This is a genomic window from Vreelandella arcis (genome assembly GCF_900103865.1).
Taxonomy (GTDB): domain Bacteria; phylum Pseudomonadota; class Gammaproteobacteria; order Pseudomonadales; family Halomonadaceae; genus Vreelandella; species Vreelandella arcis.
The window spans coordinates 162,067-182,491 of record NZ_FNII01000009.1; the positions used below are offsets into that span (position 1 = coordinate 162,067).

The 20,425-nt window shown below is 55.3% G+C and carries 18 protein-coding genes; 3 read left to right on the forward strand and 15 right to left on the reverse strand.

Annotation, left to right across the window (positions count from 1 at the left end; translation table 11 throughout):
- Positions 1-23: 23 nt before the first annotated feature.
- Complete coding sequence (gene rraA, locus BLR97_RS12635) at positions 24-515, reverse strand: ribonuclease E activity regulator RraA (protein WP_089706889.1); 492 nt, start codon at positions 513-515, stop codon at positions 24-26.
- A gap of 146 nt (positions 516-661) precedes the next feature.
- Positions 662-3,265: a bifunctional aconitate hydratase 2/2-methylisocitrate dehydratase gene (gene acnB, locus BLR97_RS12640; RefSeq protein WP_089706890.1), complete on the reverse strand. Its 2,604-nt coding sequence runs from the start codon at positions 3,263-3,265 to the stop codon at positions 662-664.
- 425 nt (positions 3,266-3,690) lie between these two features.
- Here acnB and BLR97_RS12645 point away from each other — a divergent pair, with 425 nt between their 5' ends.
- Both BLR97_RS12645 and BLR97_RS12650 read left to right on the forward strand, forming a co-directional pair.
- Positions 3,691-4,347 (forward strand): MiaE family protein, encoded by a 657-nt coding sequence (locus BLR97_RS12645; RefSeq protein ID WP_089706891.1) that lies wholly within the window; start codon positions 3,691-3,693, stop codon positions 4,345-4,347.
- Positions 4,348-4,377: 30 nt separating this feature from the next.
- Entirely contained in the window at positions 4,378-8,277 is a 3,900-nt protein-coding gene (locus BLR97_RS12650; protein ID WP_089706892.1) for an ATP-binding protein, read from the forward strand.
- A 4-nt stretch (positions 8,278-8,281) separates the two neighbouring features.
- Here the strand turns inward: BLR97_RS12650 and BLR97_RS12655 are convergent, their stop codons facing one another.
- From BLR97_RS12655 to queC, 4 genes are read right to left on the reverse strand one after another with little or no spacing between them, the layout of a single operon-like run.
- Positions 8,282-8,536: a YkgJ family cysteine cluster protein gene (locus tag BLR97_RS12655; protein ID WP_089706893.1), complete on the reverse strand. Its 255-nt coding sequence runs from the start codon at positions 8,534-8,536 to the stop codon at positions 8,282-8,284.
- Positions 8,533-9,366, reverse strand: a complete 834-nt coding sequence (locus BLR97_RS12660; protein WP_089706894.1) for a 6-pyruvoyl trahydropterin synthase family protein — start codon at positions 9,364-9,366, stop codon at positions 8,533-8,535. Before BLR97_RS12660 ends, BLR97_RS12655 begins: the two co-directional genes overlap by 4 nt.
- Entirely contained in the window at positions 9,366-10,010 is a 645-nt protein-coding gene (gene queE / locus BLR97_RS12665; RefSeq protein WP_089706895.1) for a 7-carboxy-7-deazaguanine synthase, read from the reverse strand. The genes BLR97_RS12660 and queE overlap by 1 nt, the downstream gene beginning before the upstream one ends.
- Entirely contained in the window at positions 10,010-10,708 is a 699-nt protein-coding gene (gene queC / locus BLR97_RS12670) for a 7-cyano-7-deazaguanine synthase QueC (protein WP_089706896.1), read from the reverse strand. The genes queE and queC overlap by 1 nt, the downstream gene beginning before the upstream one ends.
- A gap of 181 nt (positions 10,709-10,889) precedes the next feature.
- Between queC and BLR97_RS12675 the strand changes: the two genes are divergently transcribed.
- Entirely contained in the window at positions 10,890-11,306 is a 417-nt protein-coding gene (locus BLR97_RS12675) for an SRPBCC family protein (RefSeq protein ID WP_089706897.1), read from the forward strand.
- 69 nt (positions 11,307-11,375) lie between these two features.
- Here BLR97_RS12675 and BLR97_RS12680 read toward each other — a convergent pair whose 3' ends face one another.
- The 9 genes from BLR97_RS12680 to BLR97_RS12720 all read right to left on the reverse strand — a co-directional run bounded on the left by BLR97_RS12680 (position 11,376) and on the right by BLR97_RS12720 (position 20,252).
- Complete coding sequence (locus BLR97_RS12680) at positions 11,376-11,615, reverse strand: DUF2789 domain-containing protein (protein WP_089706898.1); 240 nt, start codon at positions 11,613-11,615, stop codon at positions 11,376-11,378.
- Positions 11,616-11,700: 85 nt separating this feature from the next.
- The gene (locus tag BLR97_RS12685) at positions 11,701-12,771 is read right to left on the reverse strand and encodes an asparaginase (protein WP_280140193.1); all 1,071 of its coding nucleotides are present in this window, start codon (positions 12,769-12,771) and stop codon (positions 11,701-11,703) included.
- A gap of 29 nt (positions 12,772-12,800) precedes the next feature.
- Entirely contained in the window at positions 12,801-14,000 is a 1,200-nt protein-coding gene (locus BLR97_RS12690; RefSeq protein ID WP_089706899.1) for a CynX/NimT family MFS transporter, read from the reverse strand.
- 9 nt (positions 14,001-14,009) lie between these two features.
- A complete protein-coding gene (locus BLR97_RS12695; RefSeq protein ID WP_089706900.1) occupies positions 14,010-14,513 on the reverse strand; it encodes a hypothetical protein in 504 nt (167 codons plus the stop codon).
- A gap of 75 nt (positions 14,514-14,588) precedes the next feature.
- Positions 14,589-15,845 (reverse strand): DEAD/DEAH box helicase, encoded by a 1,257-nt coding sequence (locus tag BLR97_RS12700; RefSeq protein WP_089706901.1) that lies wholly within the window; start codon positions 15,843-15,845, stop codon positions 14,589-14,591.
- Between the two features lie 254 nt (positions 15,846-16,099).
- Positions 16,100-16,582 carry a helix-hairpin-helix domain-containing protein gene (locus BLR97_RS12705; RefSeq protein ID WP_089706902.1) on the reverse strand — a complete coding sequence of 161 codons (483 nt, stop codon included), beginning with the start codon at positions 16,580-16,582 and terminating at the stop codon, positions 16,100-16,102.
- Positions 16,583-16,609: 27 nt separating this feature from the next.
- Positions 16,610-17,200 (reverse strand): PqiC family protein, encoded by a 591-nt coding sequence (locus BLR97_RS12710; RefSeq protein ID WP_089706903.1) that lies wholly within the window; start codon positions 17,198-17,200, stop codon positions 16,610-16,612.
- 9 nt (positions 17,201-17,209) lie between these two features.
- Positions 17,210-18,895, reverse strand: coding sequence for an intermembrane transport protein PqiB (gene pqiB, locus BLR97_RS12715; protein ID WP_089706904.1), 1,686 nt, complete (start codon positions 18,893-18,895; stop codon positions 17,210-17,212).
- Entirely contained in the window at positions 18,885-20,252 is a 1,368-nt protein-coding gene (locus tag BLR97_RS12720; RefSeq protein ID WP_089706905.1) for a paraquat-inducible protein A, read from the reverse strand. Before BLR97_RS12720 ends, pqiB begins: the two co-directional genes overlap by 11 nt.
- Positions 20,253-20,425 lie beyond the last annotated feature (173 nt).

Here is a 20,425-nt window from a genome sequence, read left to right on the forward strand (position 1 = left end):
CCACCCGTGGCAAGTAAGGCGCGCTAGGTCTGGTCAAGCGGCAGCGCATGGTCGGCAATCAGAATGCCGTTATTATCGGCGTATAGCCAATCGTTTGGCGTTAGGGTCACACTGGCAAACGATACGGCCACGTCGCGCTGCCCTTCGCCACGTTTGTCACTTTTTCGCGGGTGACTGCCTAGTGCCTGTACGCCGAGAGACAGGGTGGCGAGGATATCCACATCGCGCACGCAGCCGTACATGACGACCCCAGCCCAGCCATTTTCAACCGCTTGCTCGGCGAGCATGTCGCCAAGCATCGCGCAGCGGGGTGAGCCCCCGGCGTCCACCACCAGCACCGCGCCATTGCCGGGCTCCGCGACGGCTTGCTTAACCAGGGAATTATCTTCAAAGCATTTGACCGTGCGAATAGGGCCGTAAAATGCATCGACACCGCCATAGTTGGCGAAGATGGGCTCGAGTACTCGGACGCTTGGAAAAGCATCGCAGATATCGGGGGTGATAATCGTCGTCATAGTGGACTCCTGGAAGAAACCAGCCTAACCAAAAAAAACGCCCCGCCCTGTAAAACAGTGGCGGGGCGTTCGTTCATCGACTCAAAAGAGCACTTGCCTCTTTTGCGATGGTGCGAGCATCGGCGATGGAGCGGTAGCGATGAAGCTTATGCCTCTTGAGCTACCGGAATCACGTTTGAGGCGATCTTTTGATACTCCTCAATTTCGTGAAAGTTCATGTAACGATATATCTCGCTGGCCATGGCGTCAAACTCGCTCATGTAGCGGCGATATACATCTACCGTGGGCAGGCGTCCTTCCACAGCGGCAACCGCCGCTAATTCTGCTGACGCGAGGTACACGTTAGCACCGTCGCCCAAACGGTTGGGGAAGTTCCGCGTTGAGGTAGAAACCACGGTGCTTTTGGCGGCTACGCGTGCTTGGTTACCCATGCATAGCGAGCAACCCGGCATTTCCATGCGCGCTCCGGCACGACCATAAATTCCGTAATAACCCTCTTCGGTGAGCTGGTGCTGATCCATTTTGGTCGGCGGCGCTAACCAAAGGCGGGTTTTAAGGCTGCCTGCCGGTTGTTTCTCAAGCAGTTTGCCCGCGGCGCGGAAGTGGCCAATATTGGTCATGCACGAACCGATGAAGACTTCGTCGATTTTTTCGCCCGCTACATCAGAGAGCAAACGGGCATCATCGGGATCGTTGGGGGCGCAGAGTACCGGCTCTTTGATTTCATCGAGGTCGATCTCGATCACTTCGGCGTACTCGGCATCTTGGTCGGCACGCATCAGTTTCGGGTCGGCCAGCCACGCTTCCATGCCTTCAATGCGGCGGCTGATGGTACGCTCGTCACCGTAGCCGTTGGCCATCATCCACTTGAGCAGGGTGATGTTGGACTTCAAGTACTCGGTCACACTATCGTCGGACAGCGTAATGGTGCACCCGGCTGCCGAGCGCTCGGCGGAGGCGTCGGATAGTTCAAAGGCTTGCTCGACGGTGAGATCTTCAAGGCCTTCTATTTCCAGGACACGGCCCGAGAAAGCGTTTTTCTTGCCGGATTTTTCAACGGTCAGCAGGCCTTGCTTGATGGCATACAGCGGAATGGCGTGAACCAAATCGCGCAGTGTAACGCCCGGCTGGCGCTTGCCCTTAAAGCGCACGAGTATCGATTCGGGCATATCTAGCGGCATAACGCCGGTGGCGGCGGCGAAGGCGACCAAGCCCGAGCCTGCTGGGAAGGAGATGCCCAGCGGGAAGCGGGTGTGGGAGTCACCACCGGTGCCGACCGTATCCGGCAGCAGCATACGGTTCAGCCAACTGTGAATGATGCCGTCACCCGGGCGCAGCGAAACACCACCACGGTTCATAATAAAGTCGGGCAGGGTATGGTGAGTATCCACGTCGACCGGTTTTGGGTAGGCGGCGGTATGGCAGAAGGACTGCATTACCAAGTCAGCCTGGAAGCCTAGGCATGCCAAGTCTTTCAACTCGTCACGGGTCATGGGGCCTGTCGTATCCTGAGAGCCGACCGTGGTCATTTTAGGCTCGCAATACATACCTGGGCGAACGCCGTCCATGCCGCAGGCTTTGCCCACCATTTTCTGCGCCAGGGTGAAGCCTTTGCCGGTGTCGTTGGGTTGCTCGGGCAGACGGAAAACATCTGACGGTGCAAGACCCAATGATTCGCGGGCTTTGCCGGTTAAACCACGGCCAATGATCAACGGAATGCGGCCGCCAGCGCGGACTTCGTCGAGAATCAGCTGTGTTTTAAGCTCGAAGGTCGTGAGTACGTCGTCGGTTCCGTGCTTACAAACCTTGCCCTCATAAGGGTAAACGTCAATGACATCGCCCATGGCAAGCTTGTCGACATCCATCTCTACCGGCAGCGCACCAGAATCTTCCATAGTGTTAAAGAAGATAGGGGCAATTTTGCTGCCAAAACAGAAACCGCCAGCGCGCTTGTTGGGCACATAAGGCATATCGTCGCCGAAGAACCACAGCACGGAGTTGGTCGCTGACTTACGTGAAGAGCCTGTGCCGACAACATCACCCACATAAGCGACCGGGAAGCCTTTCGCTTTCACCTCGTCGATTTGTTTAAGCGGACCAGTGGTGCCTGGGGTAACGGGCTCAATTCCTTCGCGCTCGTTTTTTAGCATGGCATTGGCATGCAGCGGAATATCAGGGCGCGACCATGCATCAGGCGCGGGGGAGAGGTCGTCGGTGTTGGTTTCGCCCGGCACCTTGAAAACCGCCAGCGTGATCTTTTCTTCTAAGGCAGGTTTGGAAAGGAACCACTCGGCGTCGGCCCAAGACTGGATGACGTCTTTAGCAACGCTGTTGCCCGCTTTGGCACGTTGCTCAACGTCGTGGAATGCATCGAACATCAGCAATGTGTGCTTTAACTGCTCACCGACTTCGCGTGCCAGCTCTTCATCATCGAGTAGCTCAACCAGCGACACGATATTGTAGCCACCCTGCATCGTGCCTAGCAGCTTGACCGCGTGTACTTTATCAATGAGGGGGGACGTTGCTTCGCCTTTGGCGATGGCGGTTAAAAAACCTGCTTTTACATAAGCCGCTTCGTCAACACCGGGAGGGACGCGGTTGGTAATTAGGTCGAGAATAAACTCCTCTTCACCGGCCGGCGGTGCTTTTAGCAGCTCAATCAAAGCGGCTGCCTGCTCGGCGTTTAGGGGCTTGGCTGGGACGCCCTCTGCGGCACGTTCCTCGACATGTTGGCGGTAAGCTTCAAGCACGTTGGGGCCCTCTCTCATCTGCTTTTATGGTGGCGGCGACACTTTGGCATTAATACGCCTTAGGCTACCGGACACTGATATACGCTTGACAAACAGCGCTGGTTGGTTGGTCATAATTCTACGTGAAACTGTCGACAATGTTAAGGTGAGTCCGTGGCTAAGGCGTTGTACTTTGTGATGATGCGGACTTGTCGAGGTGTAGAAATGCCCTTGGATCAAACGTTCTGAGATACTTTGCTCGCTGAAAACCACAAACTATCGACAGGGGTTGCATAAAGTGTGATTCTCGTAACGCAGCGGTACTAATAGAATAAGAAGTTTGATGACGTTGCGTTGTGTGGCTGAGGAAAACGCGAGCAACGTGCGCGTTACCTAATGCGTCGTTATGTTGTACAATAATGTGATAGCCACTTAGTGACGGTGTTATGTCGATACAAGTAATCCCCGATACCAAGCCCAGTCATTCGCTCGACGCAGACGACCTGCTGCCAGAGTGCTTGCATGATTTTCTAGCGTGCCCGACGCCCAATGCGTGGTTGACGTGGGCTCTGGAAAACCCTGAGATCTTGCTAATTGATCATGCTCAGTGCGAGAAAAAAGCGGCTTCCACCGCGATGAGTTTGCTATATCGTTATGTGGATCAGCCACTCCTATTGAGCAAGATGTCGCAGTTGGCCCGTGAAGAACTGCTTCATTTTGAGCAGGTGGTCAACCTAATGGAACGCCGTGGCGTGGCGTACCGGCATTTGACCGCCTCGCGTTATGCTGAAGGGTTGCGTCGGCATCTTCGTCCTCAGGATCCCGAGCGCTTAATTGATATACTGATCATTGGTGCGCTCATTGAGGCGCGAAGCTGTGAACGTTTTGCGCGCCTCATTCCTTATCTTGATGAAGAGCTGGCCAGGTTTTATCGCACCCTCGTTAAGTCTGAAGGTCGTCATTTCGAAGATTATCTGCTGCTGGCTCGTCAACAGACGGATCAATTGATAGACGAGCGAATCGCGTTCTTTGTGGCTTGTGAAGCCGAGTTAATCACTTCGCCGGATTCGGCTTTCCGTTTTCATAGCGGCGTGCCAGCGTAAATCGCCGTTCGTCCAGACAGGATGTGTATCATGCGCGATGCTCATAAGTGTGACCAATTAACCTTGTTCGGCCATTTCGCCTTGTCCCAAGGCGATGACGTACTGACGCACTTTAGCTACGACAAAGTGAAAGCGTTGCTCGTCTACTTGCTATTGCATCGGCAACCGATTAATCGTGCAGCGTTGGCGGAGTTATTATGGCCGGATCAAGGACTTTCCTCGGGTCGCACCAATTTGCGTCACGCGCTACATTGCTTACGTCAATCGTTAGGCGAAGACGCAGAGCAGGTGCTCAATGTGTCGCGTCAGACGATCGCCTTTCAACTTCCTAGCAGTTGGCAGGTAGATCTTCATGAGCTGCAAACGCTACTGGAGGGGCCTCGAGACCTGACCACCCTAAATGCGGTTTTAACCTGTTATCAGGGTGATCTGATTGAAGAGTTGCAATTAGCTAACTGTAGCGAGTTTCAGCGCTGGTTGGTGCAGGCACGCAATGAATGGCGCCAGCGCGTTATTCGATTTGCCGAACATGTGCTCGATAATCATCAGGAAGTGCCCGACAGCCTCCTGGAAACCCTGGTCAGCCGCTTTTCTGGTTATGGGCCTTTCCATGAGCGGCTGGTCAAACAGCTTGCCGAACAAAAGCAGATGGCAGCCGCCCACGAGCAATACAACAGCTATTTACAGCTACTGGCTTTGTCAGGGCAGCAGCCTGAGCCAAGTTTTTTACAGTTGGCCAGTTACTGGTCCGATGGGCACCATGAAACTCGTACGATGTCGCCGCAAGGGGCGTTCTCCCGGGCACTGGCGACGGATAGCAAGCCGCTGCGAGAAGACGAAATCGAACTGCGCCAGTTATCCGTAATGGCGATTCGCTTACGGCTCCAGGGTGACTGGCAGGATCGTGCAGCGACCCGTGATTGCCTGGCCCTCCAGCTTGAGCTGCTACGCTGGCTGGAGCAGCAATGTCATCATCTGGGCGGTTTTTGGCTGCCCGGTGCCACGGGGGGGCTCGGTCTGGCGTGTTTCGGTACCCACGGCCCCGCCCATCAATTGGCTGAGCTAGTCGCGCTTTATGAGCATTGTCGTCAAACCCTCCCGCAAGAATGTGCCAAGCACTGGACGGGAGAAGGTGAGCCACCCCAGTTTGAGCTAGCGGCGGGCCTGCATAGTGGTCGGGTTGTTTATTTACCCGAGCGCCAATTAGCCGACCCCTTGGGACAAGTGACGCAAATTTCCCTTGAGTTGATGAGTGCGGCAGAAGGCAGCGAGTTGGTGATCTCCCAGGAATCGAGCCAGCACATGCCGCCAGCATTGGATCTCCAGCCTCGCTTGGTGTCGCGTGTCTTGGCAAGCGATGGTCGTGTACGTCAACGGGCGCTGGTGCTGGGTCAGAACGAAGGCGGGCGTGATGCGCTACCGCCCAGTTTGGTTGGCCGTGAAACGTCGCTGAGAACGCTGAGAGATGCCTTGGCGCGAGCCGGTATTGGGCTACGCCAGAGTGTCTTGGTTCGTGGGGCTTCTGGCATGGGTAAGTCGGCCTTGATGGTCGGCTTTCGTCAGCTTGAACTAAGCCGTGACGCCGCTATCTGCTGGCAGCCGACTACCCGTTTGTCTGTGTTGGAGCCGTATGGCGTCGCGCGTACGTTGTTGGCGTGGTATCTGGAAGCCGTTCCGGATGTAGCCGCCCTTCACACACTGCAAGCCGATTTGGCCTTTGACTCGCTCAGTGACGAGCAGCAATGTTTGCTCGAAGAAGCCCTCGGTGTGCGCAGCGTGGAAGAGGTCGCGCAGATAACCCAAAACGGCGAGGCGGTCGAGCTCGTGGTAATGCTACTACACCGCTTGATCGAACGGCAGGCCGCCACTCATACGCTCGTGCTGATGGTGGACGATTTACAATGGTTGGATGAGCCATCATTTAAAGTGCTGTCGGGCCTTCAGGCGCGGCTGCCAATCAACACCGCCTTCATGCTGGTAGCGAGTCACCACGGCCGCGAGTCCTTGCCCGTGAAGCTTCATTGGGACCATCAAATTAGTTTGGGGCGGTTGGATACGCTACAGTCATCGCGGTTGCTGTCTCAGCTCTCACGCCGTTATCGAATCCACTTAAGCCCACGGCTACGTAACCAGATTATCGAGCGTTGCGATGGCGTTCCGCTATACATGCAAGAGATTTGTCGTCGCCTGGATATGGATCGCCGCGAAGGTCGTAGCGTGCAGTTCGAGGAGCTGCCTAAAGGGTTGCTGGGCCTGCTTGCCAGCCGCATCGATCAGCTTGAAGCCGATCGTGAAATTGCCCATATTGCCGCCGTGCTGGGTAAGCGCTTCCGCCTGGATTTCCTGAAAGAATGCAGTGGCTATGAAACGACGCGCTTGCAGCAGGGGCTTGACCATATGCGTCAGCTCGAAATCATTGAACCGGTGGATAATGGCTCGAGTGAGCTTGAGTTCCAGTTTAGCCACCAGTTGCTCCAAGAGGCCGCCTACCTTTCTTGCCCTCGCGATGTACGCGTTACGCTCCACCAGCAGGTGGTGAGTTTGATTGAAGAGCGATTCCCGATGTGGATTAGCCGTCACCCAGGTGACTTTGCCACCCACCTACGCCGCAGCGGTCACTATGCGCGAGGGGCTCGCTATTTCGAGTTGGCCGCCCGAGAAGCGTTAAAAGTGAGTGCTAATCGTACGGCACTGCGTATGGCAGATTTTGGACTCGCCAGCTTTCGTCATGTTGAGCATGAGGTGGAGCGCGAGGTGAGTTTGCTAACGGTGCGCGGGCAAGCCGCCTTCGCATTGGAAGGGCATGGCTCGCCCACCGCCCATGAAAGCTTTGTGCGCGCGCGCGAACTGTTGCGTCACTCGGGCGCCGATGCGCTGGAAGATGCTGAAGACCTTGAACAAATCTTCTTGGTTAAGTGGGGCTTATGGGTCGGCCGCAGCCAGCGCTATGCTCACGCCGACGCGTTTGCGCTGGCGTCGACCTTGGCGGATATCGCCGCGCGACTAGAAGACCCACGCTACCAGCGACTGGCGGACTACGCCCGTGCCCACTGTGAATACTGGGCGGGGCGTATTCAGCTGGCTCACGACCATCTCAATGAAATCGATCCACTCAATTCGCCGATGATGATCGAGTGGTTGCCCTTCTCTGATCATCCCCAGGTCACGGCGGCGTGCTTCCAGGGATGGGCGCTGTGTTTGCGCGGTGATTATCAGCGAGCTGAACGTCAAGTCTCCTCCGCGATACGTTTGGCAGAAAAACTTGGTCACCCTGGCACGCTTGCCATGGCGATGCTGTTTGCTGCCTCGCTTTACCGCCAACTGGGTCATGTGCATTTAGCCGCCCGCCATGCTGAAAAGGCGGCGGCGATGACCGCTACGCCGGACTTACAGCTCTGGCAAATTACAGCCCAAGGGATTCTTGGCTGGCAGCGTGCCCTGGCGGGGGATCACGGGGGGCTGACCCAAATGAGCGAGAGTCTCGACCAAATGGCTGAGCTCAACGGGCGTGACCGCTTCCAGCGCCCCGTGCTGTGGTACTCCGATGCCTGTATTGCGCTGGGAGAACTTAGCACGGCGGAAGATTACCTCGACCAATGTTTGGTCATAGCGAAGGAAAGAACCACGTTGTTCTTACCCGAACTTGCCACACAGCTTGCTCGGGTTCGGATTATGCTCGGTCATCCTGCCAACGAAGTCCGTGCTTTAGCCGAAATGGCCATTTCTCAGGCACGTGAACACGGTAACCGCCATCAAGAGCTGGCGGCGCTTGAGCTGTGGTTGACCCGAATTGCGCCGGAAGATGAACAAGCACGCGATGCGTTTCACCGCTTATTGAGCGACGTCAGCCATAGTGACGCGCCGGTGTTAGCCCGCTGGGTGAGTCTGCTGGATCACCGTTTGACCCATCCTGAGCGCCTCGAGAGCTAGGCGCTTAGGTATGTTCCTCAAGCCAGGTCAAGGTGACCAGTGCCTCTTCTCGCTGCCGTCCACAGACGGCAGCGTCGAACTGAAACTGTTCGCAAACAGAGGGTCGACGAGGATCACCAAATAGACGGCATAAATTCTGTTCGTCTAGCTGGGCGCAACGCACACCCGCGGGTTTGCCATGGGGCATCCCTGGGATGGGGGAGCTGATGGACGGGGCAATACAGCATGCCCCACAGCCCGCTCGACATGTATCGCTCATACGTTCACTTGTGCTATCGCGCCTTTATTGAAACCCTCGAACGCTTGGATCCGCGTGGTTTCGTGGCTTTGGGTGGCAATCCGTTCGGCTAGCCAGCGTGCAATGTTTTCGACCGTTGTAGGCGTTGGCAGTACGGCGCAGCGCTCACTGGGTAACGTGATCGTGAATGTGCCTTGCGCGGCCTGGTAGCGGCACGTCAGTGTTTGTTGGTCATGGGCGGTGATGTCGCCTGCTTCTACCAAGTACCGATTATCAAGCCATGTCGCCCACTGCTGTTCCAGCACGTGCTGGCGCGAATCCCGTTGCCAGATGTAAAGCCGCGAACGGTGGCCGTGGGCAATCCGCTGACAGTTGCCCGTATGGCGCTTCAAGCCATGGCTATACCCGTAGGCGGCGCCTTCGATGGCTTCATCGCTTAAGGTCAGTTGCACCCGTGAGACATTGGCTGGGCGCTGCTCAGTAAGCGTGTCGCTTAACAGCTTGGCGACCGATGCGCGCTCAACGGTGGTGGAAGTGAGCAGCGTGAAAGCTTCTTTCGGCCCTCTGACCTCCATAGGGTAGGGTGACGTGGTACGCACGCACAAGCCTTCTTCGCAGGGGCTTACGTCGACCCCAGGGGCATCGACGGGCAGCAGTAGCGTGTGATCAAGGCCGTTATCCAAAGTACGTTTGATCCATGGCTTTACGTCGCCAAAATCAAACAACATGCCATCCTCGCCAAGCTCACCTTCCAGCAAGGCGTCGACTTGCCAGCTAACGCCCTTCAAGCCAGTTTTAGGGCACCAGAGAGAAGCGTCGATATGCGTCAGTTGATTAACAAATAGCCCCATCAGTCAAAGCCTGCGATTTTGTGTGTTTGTAGTGATAAACGCCATTGCGGGTGGGCTAAGCAATACGCGGTTGTCCGTGCCACTGTGTCGGCGTCTTGTTGCACGGGGGAAAGATCCATCGGCTGTAAGAAAAAATGACGAAAATCCAGTTGGGCAAACGCCTCGGGTGGCGCTTCAACCTGAGGGTACACCAGCTTTAATTCGTCTCCCTGATTAACGACCAGCGGATTTTTGCCCTTGGGACTGACACACAGCCAGTCAATACCGGCGGGCGGTGGAAGAGTGCCGTTGGTTTCAACCGCGACTTCAAATCCCCGGCTATGCAGGTGGGCGATCAATGCCGGGTTAAGCTGCAACAATGGTTCACCACCGGTAAACACAACATATGGCGTGGCGTTGTCAGCTTCCAAGGGCCACAAGCCTAGAATGTGATCGGCAAGGGCGTCTGGCGTCGTAAACCGTCCGCCGCCGGTACCGTCGGTGCCAATAAAATCGGTGTCACAGAAAGTGCACTTGGCCGTCGCTCGATCCTGCTCGCGACCACTCCATAGATTACAACCGCTGAAGCGGCAAAATACGCTGGCCCGGCCGGCTTGCGCCCCTTCTCCTTGAAGTGTGTAGAAGGCTTCTTTTACGTGATACATCAAGGTGTCTCCGGACTTCGGGCATATTCAAGCGGGTCGGTAACGCCATTGGCAGCAAAAGCTGCCAACCGCTCACGACAACTGCCGCAGCGACCGCAGGCGAGGTCACCGCCTTCGTAACAGGTCCAGGTGTGGCGGTAGTCGAGCCCCATTGCCAATCCGTCTCTTAAAATGTCGGCTTTGCTGGCATGCAGGTAGGGCGCATGAACCGCTATAGGCGAAAAGTTCGCAATTTGCGCGACGCGATCCATGGCGTCGACAAAGGCGGGTCGGCAATCAGGGTAGAGGACGTGATCACCACCATGGGCGCCGTAGTCCACCCGGTGGGCGCCAATATTAACGGCGTTGGCAATCGCCAATGACAGCAATATCATATTGCGGTTAGGTACGACCGTCGCGGCCAAGTTGTCGCCGTCGTAGTCACCGTGGGGCATTTCATGGGCAGTGTTGGTCAACGCCGAATTATCGATCAGCGAATGGATCGCCCGGATATCGACGACCTGGTGCGATACGCCTAAATGTTGGCAGACCTGGCGAGCGGTATCGAGTTCGCGAGCGTGGCGCTGACCGTAATGAAATGACAGTGCATGAACGTGATAACCTTCATTGAGCGCTCGGTGAAGAAGGGTAAACGAGTCCATGCCGCCAGAGTAAATGACGACAGCGGTATCCCCATGCGGGGCTGGATAAGTAGACATGATAAGACTCTTATGCCGGAGAATTTGTTGATCGAAGCGTGAATAAAGCCGCTACGGCGTTCCGGGATCCGGTCCGGGAGGGCGTGAGTCTACGCAATTGCTGTGTTTCTGGCTAGCGTAAACACACCCACAGAGTAAGCTGAAAATGCTACGCTGGAGCTCAATTAAAGGGATGACCGTTATGGCCACAATCGAACACAGCGCTATTGTTAAAGCACCACCCGAGCGGGTGTTCTCACTATTAAGGCGTGTTGAGGACTTTGCCGATTATTCCGACATGGTTACCGCTATCGATTCATTAGGCGACGAACGCTATCGCTGGCATGTGCGGGCGCTAAGTATGGATTGGACATTTGATGTGGCGATCACCGAGGTTAAGCCGCCTTACATGCTTGCCTGGGACTCGGTCAGCGGGGTGAAAAATCAAGGTCGCTACCATCTACGTGAGGTGCCGGAAGGCACCGAGGTGTCATTGACGCTTAGCTACGATATCGGCAACCGCCTGATGGAAAAAGCCGTGAACAAGGCAGCCACACCCTTGGTAAGCAAAGTGAGTCGGCAAATTCTTGATCGAGTGGAAGCGCGACTACAGGTGTGATCTGCGCTGTATAGGCTGCCGATGCCAATGGGGAATTTTGCGATGAACTTGGCATCGGCGAGGAGGTTTTTACGCTGGTTTGCGCATGGAAGCGTCGAGGTGGTCGACGACTTCAGCCCAATCAGCATCTTCTTCAACGGCTTGTTTTAAAAAATCCGCTTGACCTTCATTCCAGCAGGGCGCTTCGGCCAGTGGCATCGTGTCCGGCAGCGGCGCGTGGCGTTGAATAAATCGCTCAATCGACGCAGCATCCGAGGCAAGGCCTAGTTGTTCGAACAGTTCGCTAAAGGCATGAACCGGTTTTTCCATTAGCGCTACCTCCTAATCCACTGAGTGTGCTTTCACCTTAGCTTGTAACGCGGTGATTACCAGAACAGCGTTAAACGCTCACCCATTAGCGCTCACCGACCAGAGGCATCAAGAAACGTTGCCGCCGGTCGTCTTCCGACAGCGGCTGCGCCGCCAAGTGCACGAGTTTGCCAAACGCGGCTTCCGGTGTCATATCATCGCCGGACAAAACCCCGGCATCGTGGAGCCCCTGGCCGGCCGCATACGCACCCAGGTGGATGCTTCCTTGAGGACATTGGCTGATGGCGGCCAGCAGTTTGCCTTCGCCGCTGGCCTTTGCCAGAACGGCTAGAAGCGACGGGTCGTCCGGTAGATTGCCAGCCCCCCAGAGCTGGAGTAACCCGCCCTTTACGCGCGAGTCGTCTAGCCAAGCCGCTAACTGCCAGGCGGTGATGCCGGGCCACAGTGCCAAGCGAATAATGGCGCCTTCGCCGAGCGCGTTGTAGTCCGGTAGTTCAAAACGTGGCGCGCCCCGTTGTTGCTCGGCGAGGCTCCGGCTGGGGTAGTGGACAATGTCATCGCCTACTCGCTCGCCCAGCAATGGATAGTTGGGGCTGGAAAACGCATCGACGGCTTCGCTGTGCTGCTTGGTCGCGCGCGCGCCGCGAAGCAATTTGCCGTGAAAATAAATTGCCACTTCTTGCATGCCAGGCTCGCGTGCACAGCGCAATGCGCCGTACAAGTTGTCGAGAGCATCGCTATCAGGGGCCTCGAGCGGCTGCATGGCGCCGGTGAGAATAACGGCTCGGTCTAGCCCTTGGAGTTGATAGGCCAAGCTGGCCGCTGTCCAGCTCAGCGTATCGGTGCCGTGAATCACCACAACACCTTGATAGTCGGCGATACGCTGAGCAATATCATTGGCCAGCTGTGTCCAGTGTCCGGGAGTGATGGCACTTGAATCAATTAAATCGGGATAACTGAAAACCTCATAGGGAGGTAGCGCCTGCTGTTGAGAAAGTGGCAACTGGCCTAAAGCATGGGTTAGCCGTGATTCAATGTCGCCCGCGGGCGTCAGCCCATGGCGACCGGCACGCATGCCGAGCGTACCACCCGTGTAGATAATCAATACGCTAGGGTGGGGCGCCTCAGGTGTTGGCTGAGAAGAAGGGGCGCTCACGGCATCTCCTTGTTTAAGCAGTCAATATATCAATCGCTATGGACTAAAAGCTGGCCCGATCCATCATCGAGGCAGCGTTTGCGCCCGGCGAGCATGGCAAACCCACTGCATAATACCAGCAGTCCAATCAGTATCCAGGCGATGTGGGCACCACTGGTCTCATTTTGCAGTAACAGCCCGACCCCGAAGGGGCCAAGGGCGGCGATGGTATAGCCCCCACCTTGCACTAGCCCTGAAAGTTGGCCTGATAACCGGGCGTTTGCCGTGCGCAAGACTAAAAGGCTGAGCGCCAAGCTAAAACTCCCGCCTTGGCCTAACCCCAACAACATCGCGCCCGGCCATTGCCAGCTTAACGGCGCAATGAGCAGCATCCATAGGCCGCAGGCGGTGCACAACAAAACGCAGAGTAACGCCGGACGTTGGTCACGTCCAAGTCGTGCCAGCCAAGGCGCAGTAAGCGCAGAGGCAAGCTGGCAAAGAATTGAGATGGCCATGGTCCATCCGGCAGTGGCTTCGTCATAGCCGCGGTATACCAATAGCGTCGGTAGCCATCCAAACACGATGTAGGCCATCGAGGATTGGATGCCCATAAATAGCATGACGTACCACGTCAATGGCTGTCTCAGCAGTTTAAGTGCCCCGGTATGAGCCGTTGTCGAAGGGGAGACAGAGGTCTTTGTGTGGGGCATGTAAATACCCCATAACACCAGCGCCACGAATGCAAGTAGCGCCCAGCTCATTAAACTTGCCTGCCAACTGCCTAGATAGTGGGTGAGTGGAACACTAAGCCCGGCCCCTAATGCACCGCCCGAGCACAAGGCCATGGTATACAGGCCGGTAAGCAAGTCGGCGCTTTGGGGTAACTGGCGTTTTACTAAAGCGGGCAACAGGGTGCCTGACAGGCCAATGGCGGCGCCAGAAAGCGCTGAACCAATGAACAGCACACCCGGGAGAGGCAGACCACGCAGTATGAGGCCGATCATCAGCAAGCAAAGGGCAGCGCTTAAGGCACGCTCCATGCCGATACGCCGTGCAAGCATAGGGGCAAGCGGTGCAGCCAGCCCCAAAAAAAGCACTGGCAACGTAGTGAGCACACCTGCAGACGCGGCCGATAGTCCAGCCACTTCCTGTAAGCGATTCAGTAGCGGCGCGACCGATGACATCGCAGGGCGAAGGTTGAGCCCAACGATGATCATTAACGCAATAAATACGGTGTGACTTGCCCTCATAAGCGTGTCTTATTTTAAATAGGGGCGTAAGTCTCCGCGAACGGCATCTAACAGCGTAATAAAGTGATAATCCTCAGGCGTGTCCAGGCAGTCGACACGTACGCTGGTTCTCATGCCCTTGTCCATTTGCACCTGATCAAAAATTTCCAGGGTCAGTTTGCGAGCGGTTTTGTCGCCAGGCTCCATCGCCCCATTTTCCAGCGTGAACGTTTCAAGCAGGGTAACCCTTACCCGAGTGCTATTACCCTCGCTGAGTACTCGGCGGACAAACAGCCAGCCTTCGCACGGCAGGGCATTTTGATCATCCCGCTTGCGTAAAAAAAGCGTGCGATAACATGCACCTTCCGTTGAGGCTTTTTCCGCCATGCTGCGATACGCTTGAACCACTTGGGTCGATGAAGCGCGAGCTTCCTCTAAGCGTTGTACAACGCCTAAATGCTCTCGGCTTAATTGTTCTTGACGCTGGAACGTTTGCCACTGACGGTATTGCGCAATAAGTTGAGAAGACGCCATGATCACTCCATGAAAACAGGTGCTTAACTAACAATTGAGTAAAGCGCTAACAGCGCACATTGTTTTTACGCTGTACTAGCGGCGAGCGCGACGCTTGGGTGCCGCCGCATCGCGTTCGTTTGGCTTACGAGGTTTACGTTGGCTACGGGCATTGTTCGGTTGCCGACGGCCATTTTCGATAGGCTGCGGCGTGGCGTTCGGGTCGGGTTCAAAACCAGGCTCTATGTGCTTGGGCAGCGTTTGTTTAATAAGCCGCTCAATGCCGCGCAATAAATCGTGTTCATCGACGCATACCAACGAAATCGCTTCGCCATTGCTACCCGCCCGACCCGTGCGACCAATCCGGTGCACGTAATCTTCTGCGACGTTGGGCAGTTCAAAGTTGACAACGTGAGGCAGCTCGTTGATATCGAGACCGCGTGCGGCGATATCGGTGGCCACCAATACTTGCAGGTCGCCGCTTTTAAACGCCCCAAGCGCACGGGTACGTGCCCCCTGACTCTTATTACCATGAATGGCCATGGCGGGGATATCTTGCTTGGATAATTGCTCCGCCAAGCGGTTAGCGCCGTGCTTGGTACGCGTAAAGACCAGCACTTGATACCACTGGTGTTGCTTGATGAGGTGCGCCAGCAGTTCGCGTTTCTTCTCCCGATCAACCCGATAGACCGATTGAGCGATTTTTTCGGCCGTGGTGTTACGCGGGGCAACTTCGATCAGTTCCGGGTCGCTTAGAAATTGCTGTGCCAGGGTTTGGATTTCATTCGAAAATGTTGCCGAAAAGAGCAGCGTTTGGCGCTTGCTGGGAACCAGCTTGAGTAGCCGTTTGATGTCATGAATAAAGCCCATGTCGAGCATACGATCGGCTTCGTCCAAGACGAGAATTTCAACGCTGGAAAGGTCAACGTGCCCCTGCTGCTGTAAGTCGAGCAGCCGCCCTGGTGTCGCGACCAAGATGTCGAGGCCGCGCTTGAGTGCGTCGACCTGCGGTTGTTGACCCACTCCACCAAAAATAATGTGTGACCGCAGGGAGAGATGTTGACCATACGTGGTCACGCTTTCTCCGACCTGGGCTGCGAGCTCGCGGGTTGGGGTTAACACTAAAGCCCGAACTTGACGTTTAGCAGCGGGTTTTCCGGCCGATAAACGTTGCAGCATGGGGAGGGTAAAGCCGGCGGTTTTGCCAGTGCCGGTTTGTGCGCTGGCAAGTAAATCACGGCCTTGCAACACCACGGGGATAGCTTGACGTTGAATAGGTGTCGGCTCGCGATAGCCTTGGGTGGTTACCGCGCGAAGCAAATCGGCGTCGAGGCCGAGATCAGAAAAGTTCATGCGTTCTCCCAGCGGCGAATAACGCTTGCTCCCGGCATCGTTAAACAGCGCACTGTTAAGTGATTGAAGATGATGAGGCGTTTTGTGGACGCTAATAACCGTGATGAATTGAAGATAACAATGGCCAGCCACTTTTTTTGAGTCGACGAATTATGCTGTTTGTCGACGTGGGAGAAGGAACAATTGTGACCAGTGACGAGATTCACTCATAACGAACGATTAATTGAGTAAACACTATATCATGCTATAAAAGATCAGTCTGGTGTAGAGACGTGATGGGCATGATGCAACGTAGTAATACGGGCGCGAGAAGCGGGTGGCAGGTCAAGCGCCTCAAGCGCGTTATCAGGTAGGGCAAATAACTGCTCGGGGGTAAAAATACCTCGCTCAAATAGTTGTTTTGCCGTCGCTGGTCCAATGCCGTCGAGGGCAATCAAGCGGTTGCCAAACAGCGTCATTCGGGCAGTTTCGTTGAGTGACGTCGCAGCATCACTGGGTAGCTGGCGATAATACGCATCGGCCGAGACTATAATAAATTGTTCGGTTCGAGCCAGCGCGGCTAGTGTCGCGGCCGATGGCGTATCTGCGGTTAGTGCTTGGTGAACAATCTGATGATTATTCATGGCCGTTATCAGCAGCGATTCGGTGGCAGGCTGGTCAAGTAATGTTCCAATTGTTTGGCAGAGCGTTCTAACCGCTTCAAGACAGCTATCCGATTGTTGAGCCGTGTCCGTCATTGCCGTGCAACTCCCTTTGTTTGTGGCTTAACCATTCTGGCGAACGTTCTTTATTGCCTGGGAAATCTGCTCACCTACGGTATCCCAGCTTTTGCCCAGGGCTCGAACAAGGGCAGGGTAACCATCTTCCTCAAGTGGTGTATCGGCATCGAAGGTTTCCATCGCCAGTACATCGCCCTGCTGGTTGAGCAGTTGCCACTGACCACTGGCGATGGCAAGCCCATCATGGCGTCCCTGAAATTTGTCTACCTCTAAGCGTAGCGTGAGCGCTCCCGCGTCGCCAGACGCATCGTGCACGATGCGCCATGAGGGTAGTGCATTTGACAGCCGGGCGCGGAGCCCGTGCTCCAACTGCCTGCCCAGGGCTTCTGCCCACTGATGGTCGTTTGCCTCCCGTAAGGTAATATCATCGGTTTGCATGACAATACCTTCGACATCCAGATAGTGAGGTAAGCGTGGCTTTGTCACCTCAAGGGTGCCTTCCGGCACGCTTGGCGGGCTTGATAACTGCCCACCCGGTAACACGTAGCGACTCGCTGAAGGCGTGTTGCTGGCACAGGCGCTGAGCAAAAGCGGCAGTAGTAACATCACAACCAGTTTTCGAGATAGATAACGCATTGTGTGTCCTTACTCGCGTGGTGCGCGAGGTATGGGGTCTTCGGTTTTGACATTGTCGAACAGTAGTGCGCGCGGATTATCGCTAAGCGTGCGGGCCAGCGGCTGGACATCACGTATTACCCGGTCTAGCCGGTCAATTGTCGAGGTAAGCTCCTGATAGGCGGCGGATTCCGGAGACAAACCTTCCAGGGTCTTCTGCAGCTCTTCAAGCGTGCGATTTACGTTGGTACCCAATGACTGGGTTTCAGGATCGTTGAGCAGTTGGTTGAGCGATTCACTCACATTACGTACTTCTTCAAGCACTGACTCAGACGACTGTAAATTACGATCAAGCCCGGTTAACAACGGTTCAATTTCGAGTGTGTTTAGTTTTTCTAATAGCTCGGTCACTTGCGCTTGGATTTGCGCAAAGCCGCCCGAAACCGTGGGGAAGACGATGCGGTCAGCAAAAGACTCGGGGACGTATTGAGACGCCAATTCACGCCGAAAATTTAAGTCCACAAACATCGCGCCGGTCAGCAGGCTTCCGCTTTTGAGCGAAGCGCGCAGCCCAAGCGTGAACATCCGCTTGAGGCGTGCATCCCATTCATCCAAATCGACGTCAGTGTTCTCGATACCCAGTCGTTGTGGCTCAATGCGAATCAATACAGGAATAGCAAAGCGTTCTCGTGAGTCCGGCTGGGGGGCTGTAAAATTCCAGGGTACAGATGCCACAGTACCAAGACGAACGCCGCGAAACTCCACGGGCGCCCCTTTGGAGAGCCCGCGTACGGTGTCGTCGACAAGCAATACATACTCCAGATAACGGTCAAAGGTGCCTTGTCGAGCGCTTTCTTCGTCATTGTAGAGTTCAAAGCGTGTGTCGTTATCGACGGGCCGTCCCATCGGCAGGTCTTCCGGGACGCCAAAGGTCACGCCGCCACCGACGAGTGCCTCAATGGATTCAACGTTGACGCGTACACCGTCGGCATCTATGCGGAAATCAATCCCGCTAGAACTCCAAAAGCGCGTACTTTCGGTTACCAACTGCGCGTAGGGCTCTTCAATAAATACTTGATGGTGCATGGTGCGTGACGCTGAATCAAAGCGAGTTTCTTCTATCCGGCCGACGGTGAAGCCTTGGTAAGAGACCGGATCGCCTACGCGCAATGAATTACCCAGTTGGCTGATGAGGCTAATTTGCAAGCCAGCTACCCCTGGTGGGGCAACAGGTGGCGTATCTCTAACGTCGAACTCCCGTTGAGGCTCGGACGAAGAACCAGGTTGGAGTTGGATATAGGCACCGGAAAGAACTGTACCTAGTCCGCTAATTCCTTCGCGCCCAATACGCGGTTTAACCACCCAGAAGCTACTATCTTCACGCAGCATAGCTTCCGCTTCCGGTTGAATGCGTGCGCGTAACACCGCTTGAGAAAGATCATCGGAAAGCCGAACGCTCTGTACTCGGCCAATTTCAACGTTCCGACTGCGAATAAGGGTGTTACCTGCTTCAATCCCCTCGGCATTTTCCATCGTTAGGGTCACCATCGTGCCCCGAGTGGAGTAGTTGTCGTATACCAGCCATAAGCCGATAATCAAAGCGACAATGGGGACAATCCAAATAGGCGAAAGCCGTGTTTGGGGGCTCGGTTTAGCTCGATGCATGGCGGCATCTTTCTGTGGCTCGTTGGAGCCGGCGTTGTCTTCATTTGCCATCAATCACTTCCTTTCGGGCGGCGTTTCGTCCTGGGTATTTTTTGATAGGTGCATCCCATAGTAAGCGAGGGTCGAACGACATGGCAGCCAGCATGGTTAAGACTACGACCGACCCAAAGGCAAGCGCGGCAGGGCCTGGGTTAATCGTCATTAACGAATCGGCGCGAATGAGGGCCACCAGAATCGCTACCACGAAGACATCGACCATCGACCAGCGGCCAATAAATTCAGTGATCCGGTAGAGTGTTGTCCGCGTTTGAGCATTCAATGCATGGCTTCGGTTGGCAACGCTACATAGCCAGGCCAGAGCAAATAGCTTGCCAACGGGAACAATGATGCTGGCGACAAAAATAACCCCGGCTATTGGCCAGGAACCTCCTTGCATCAGTTCGACGATGCCGCCGACGATCGTTGATGGCGAGCTATTGCCCAAGCTGGTCGTGGTCATAATGGGGTATACGTTAGCAGGAATATACATGACCGTGGCCGCGGCGAGTAGCGCCCAGGTTCGCTGCACGCTGTGGGGTAAACGGGGATGTAGTTTTTCGCGACAGCGCAAACAATACTGTTTGCCATCGGGCGATAAACGATTAATCAGGCCACAGGTGGGGCAACTGGTCAGTTGCTGGGCCGCAGCAGACATACCTGTTTGGGTTCCTTCAGGGGCGAGGGGTTCGCCTTCCAAGGCAAACCACATCCAATCTGCGTCAATAGATTGCACCGTCATCAGCAATAAAATGGCAAAGGTGCAAAAAGCCCAGAAGGATAATCCAAGCTCAATATCGGCAAGCCCTGCGACTTTGATTAAGCTTACTAAGGCGCCAACAATAAAGACGTCCGCCATCATCCAGGGGGTTAGGTGGCTTAATGAACGTGCCGTTGAGCGACTAAACGGCAGAGGGTCATTACGTAATAAACCAAATTGCAGCCACACAATGCCTATCAAATAAACGGCGGGTAATACGACAATGGTCATGATGACCCCTATGGCCACCACAGGTTGATGAAACGCGATCAGCGTGCTGGCCGTTTCGGACAGTTCGATACGGTTGCTCACACCGCTATAGCTAAAGCTGACGAATGGATAAGAAGCGGCTAGCAAAAGGGCGATAAGCGACGCGACAGCAAGCGCCATACTGCGCTGGGCAGGATAGCGATTACGTTTCACTAATACATGCGAGCAGCGTGGGCAGCTCGCTTTCTCACCTGATTTTAGCGGTGGTAGCGCCGATACCCAGTCGCATTCATGGCAGGCGCGCAGGCGTCGCCGTTGAGTACGGGCCTCGGGAGGTTGTTGGTCAACTAATGGCGCATTGACCGGCAACGTAGGTGTTTTAGGGAACCAGTGTTGGGACAAATAGAGGTCTCTCTAACGTGTTGAGGTCAAAGCAATACGCTGTTAGCGATTAGTCTGTCAATTCTTAGGTAAAATTAACGACTTGTTCATCCAATCGACGTTGACCTCAAGCGGTGATTGGACAATCATCGCCGCCGCTGATGGTGCCAATGAAAGCGCTATCAGTCACTTGA

Coding starts and splice junctions, on each gene's coding strand:
- BLR97_RS12655 (WP_089706893.1), bottom strand. CDS start 8,536: ATGAGCGATACATGTCGAGCGGGCTGTGGGGCATGCTGTATTGCCCCG.
- BLR97_RS12695 (WP_089706900.1), bottom strand. CDS start 14,513: ATGGCGTCTTCTCAACTTATTGCGCAATACCGTCAGTGGCAAACGTTC.
- BLR97_RS12700 (WP_089706901.1), bottom strand. CDS start 15,845: ATGAACTTTTCTGATCTCGGCCTCGACGCCGATTTGCTTCGCGCGGTA.
- BLR97_RS12705 (WP_089706902.1), bottom strand. CDS start 16,582: ATGACGGACACGGCTCAACAATCGGATAGCTGTCTTGAAGCGGTTAGA.
- BLR97_RS12645 (WP_089706891.1), top strand. CDS start 3,691: ATGTCGATACAAGTAATCCCCGATACCAAGCCCAGTCATTCGCTCGAC.
- pqiB (WP_089706904.1), bottom strand. CDS start 18,895: ATGGCAAATGAAGACAACGCCGGCTCCAACGAGCCACAGAAAGATGCC.
- BLR97_RS12690 (WP_089706899.1), bottom strand. CDS start 14,000: ATGAGGGCAAGTCACACCGTATTTATTGCGTTAATGATCATCGTTGGG.
- queE (WP_089706895.1), bottom strand. CDS start 10,010: ATGTATCACGTAAAAGAAGCCTTCTACACACTTCAAGGAGAAGGGGCG.
- rraA (WP_089706889.1), bottom strand. CDS start 515: ATGACGACGATTATCACCCCCGATATCTGCGATGCTTTTCCAAGCGTC.
- BLR97_RS12650 (WP_089706892.1), top strand. CDS start 4,378: ATGCGCGATGCTCATAAGTGTGACCAATTAACCTTGTTCGGCCATTTC.
- BLR97_RS12680 (WP_089706898.1), bottom strand. CDS start 11,615: ATGGAAAAACCGGTTCATGCCTTTAGCGAACTGTTCGAACAACTAGGC.
- BLR97_RS12660 (WP_089706894.1), bottom strand. CDS start 9,366: ATGGGGCTATTTGTTAATCAACTGACGCATATCGACGCTTCTCTCTGG.
- queC (WP_089706896.1), bottom strand. CDS start 10,708: ATGTCTACTTATCCAGCCCCGCATGGGGATACCGCTGTCGTCATTTAC.
- BLR97_RS12675 (WP_089706897.1), top strand. CDS start 10,890: ATGGCCACAATCGAACACAGCGCTATTGTTAAAGCACCACCCGAGCGG.
- BLR97_RS12710 (WP_089706903.1), bottom strand. CDS start 17,200: ATGCGTTATCTATCTCGAAAACTGGTTGTGATGTTACTACTGCCGCTT.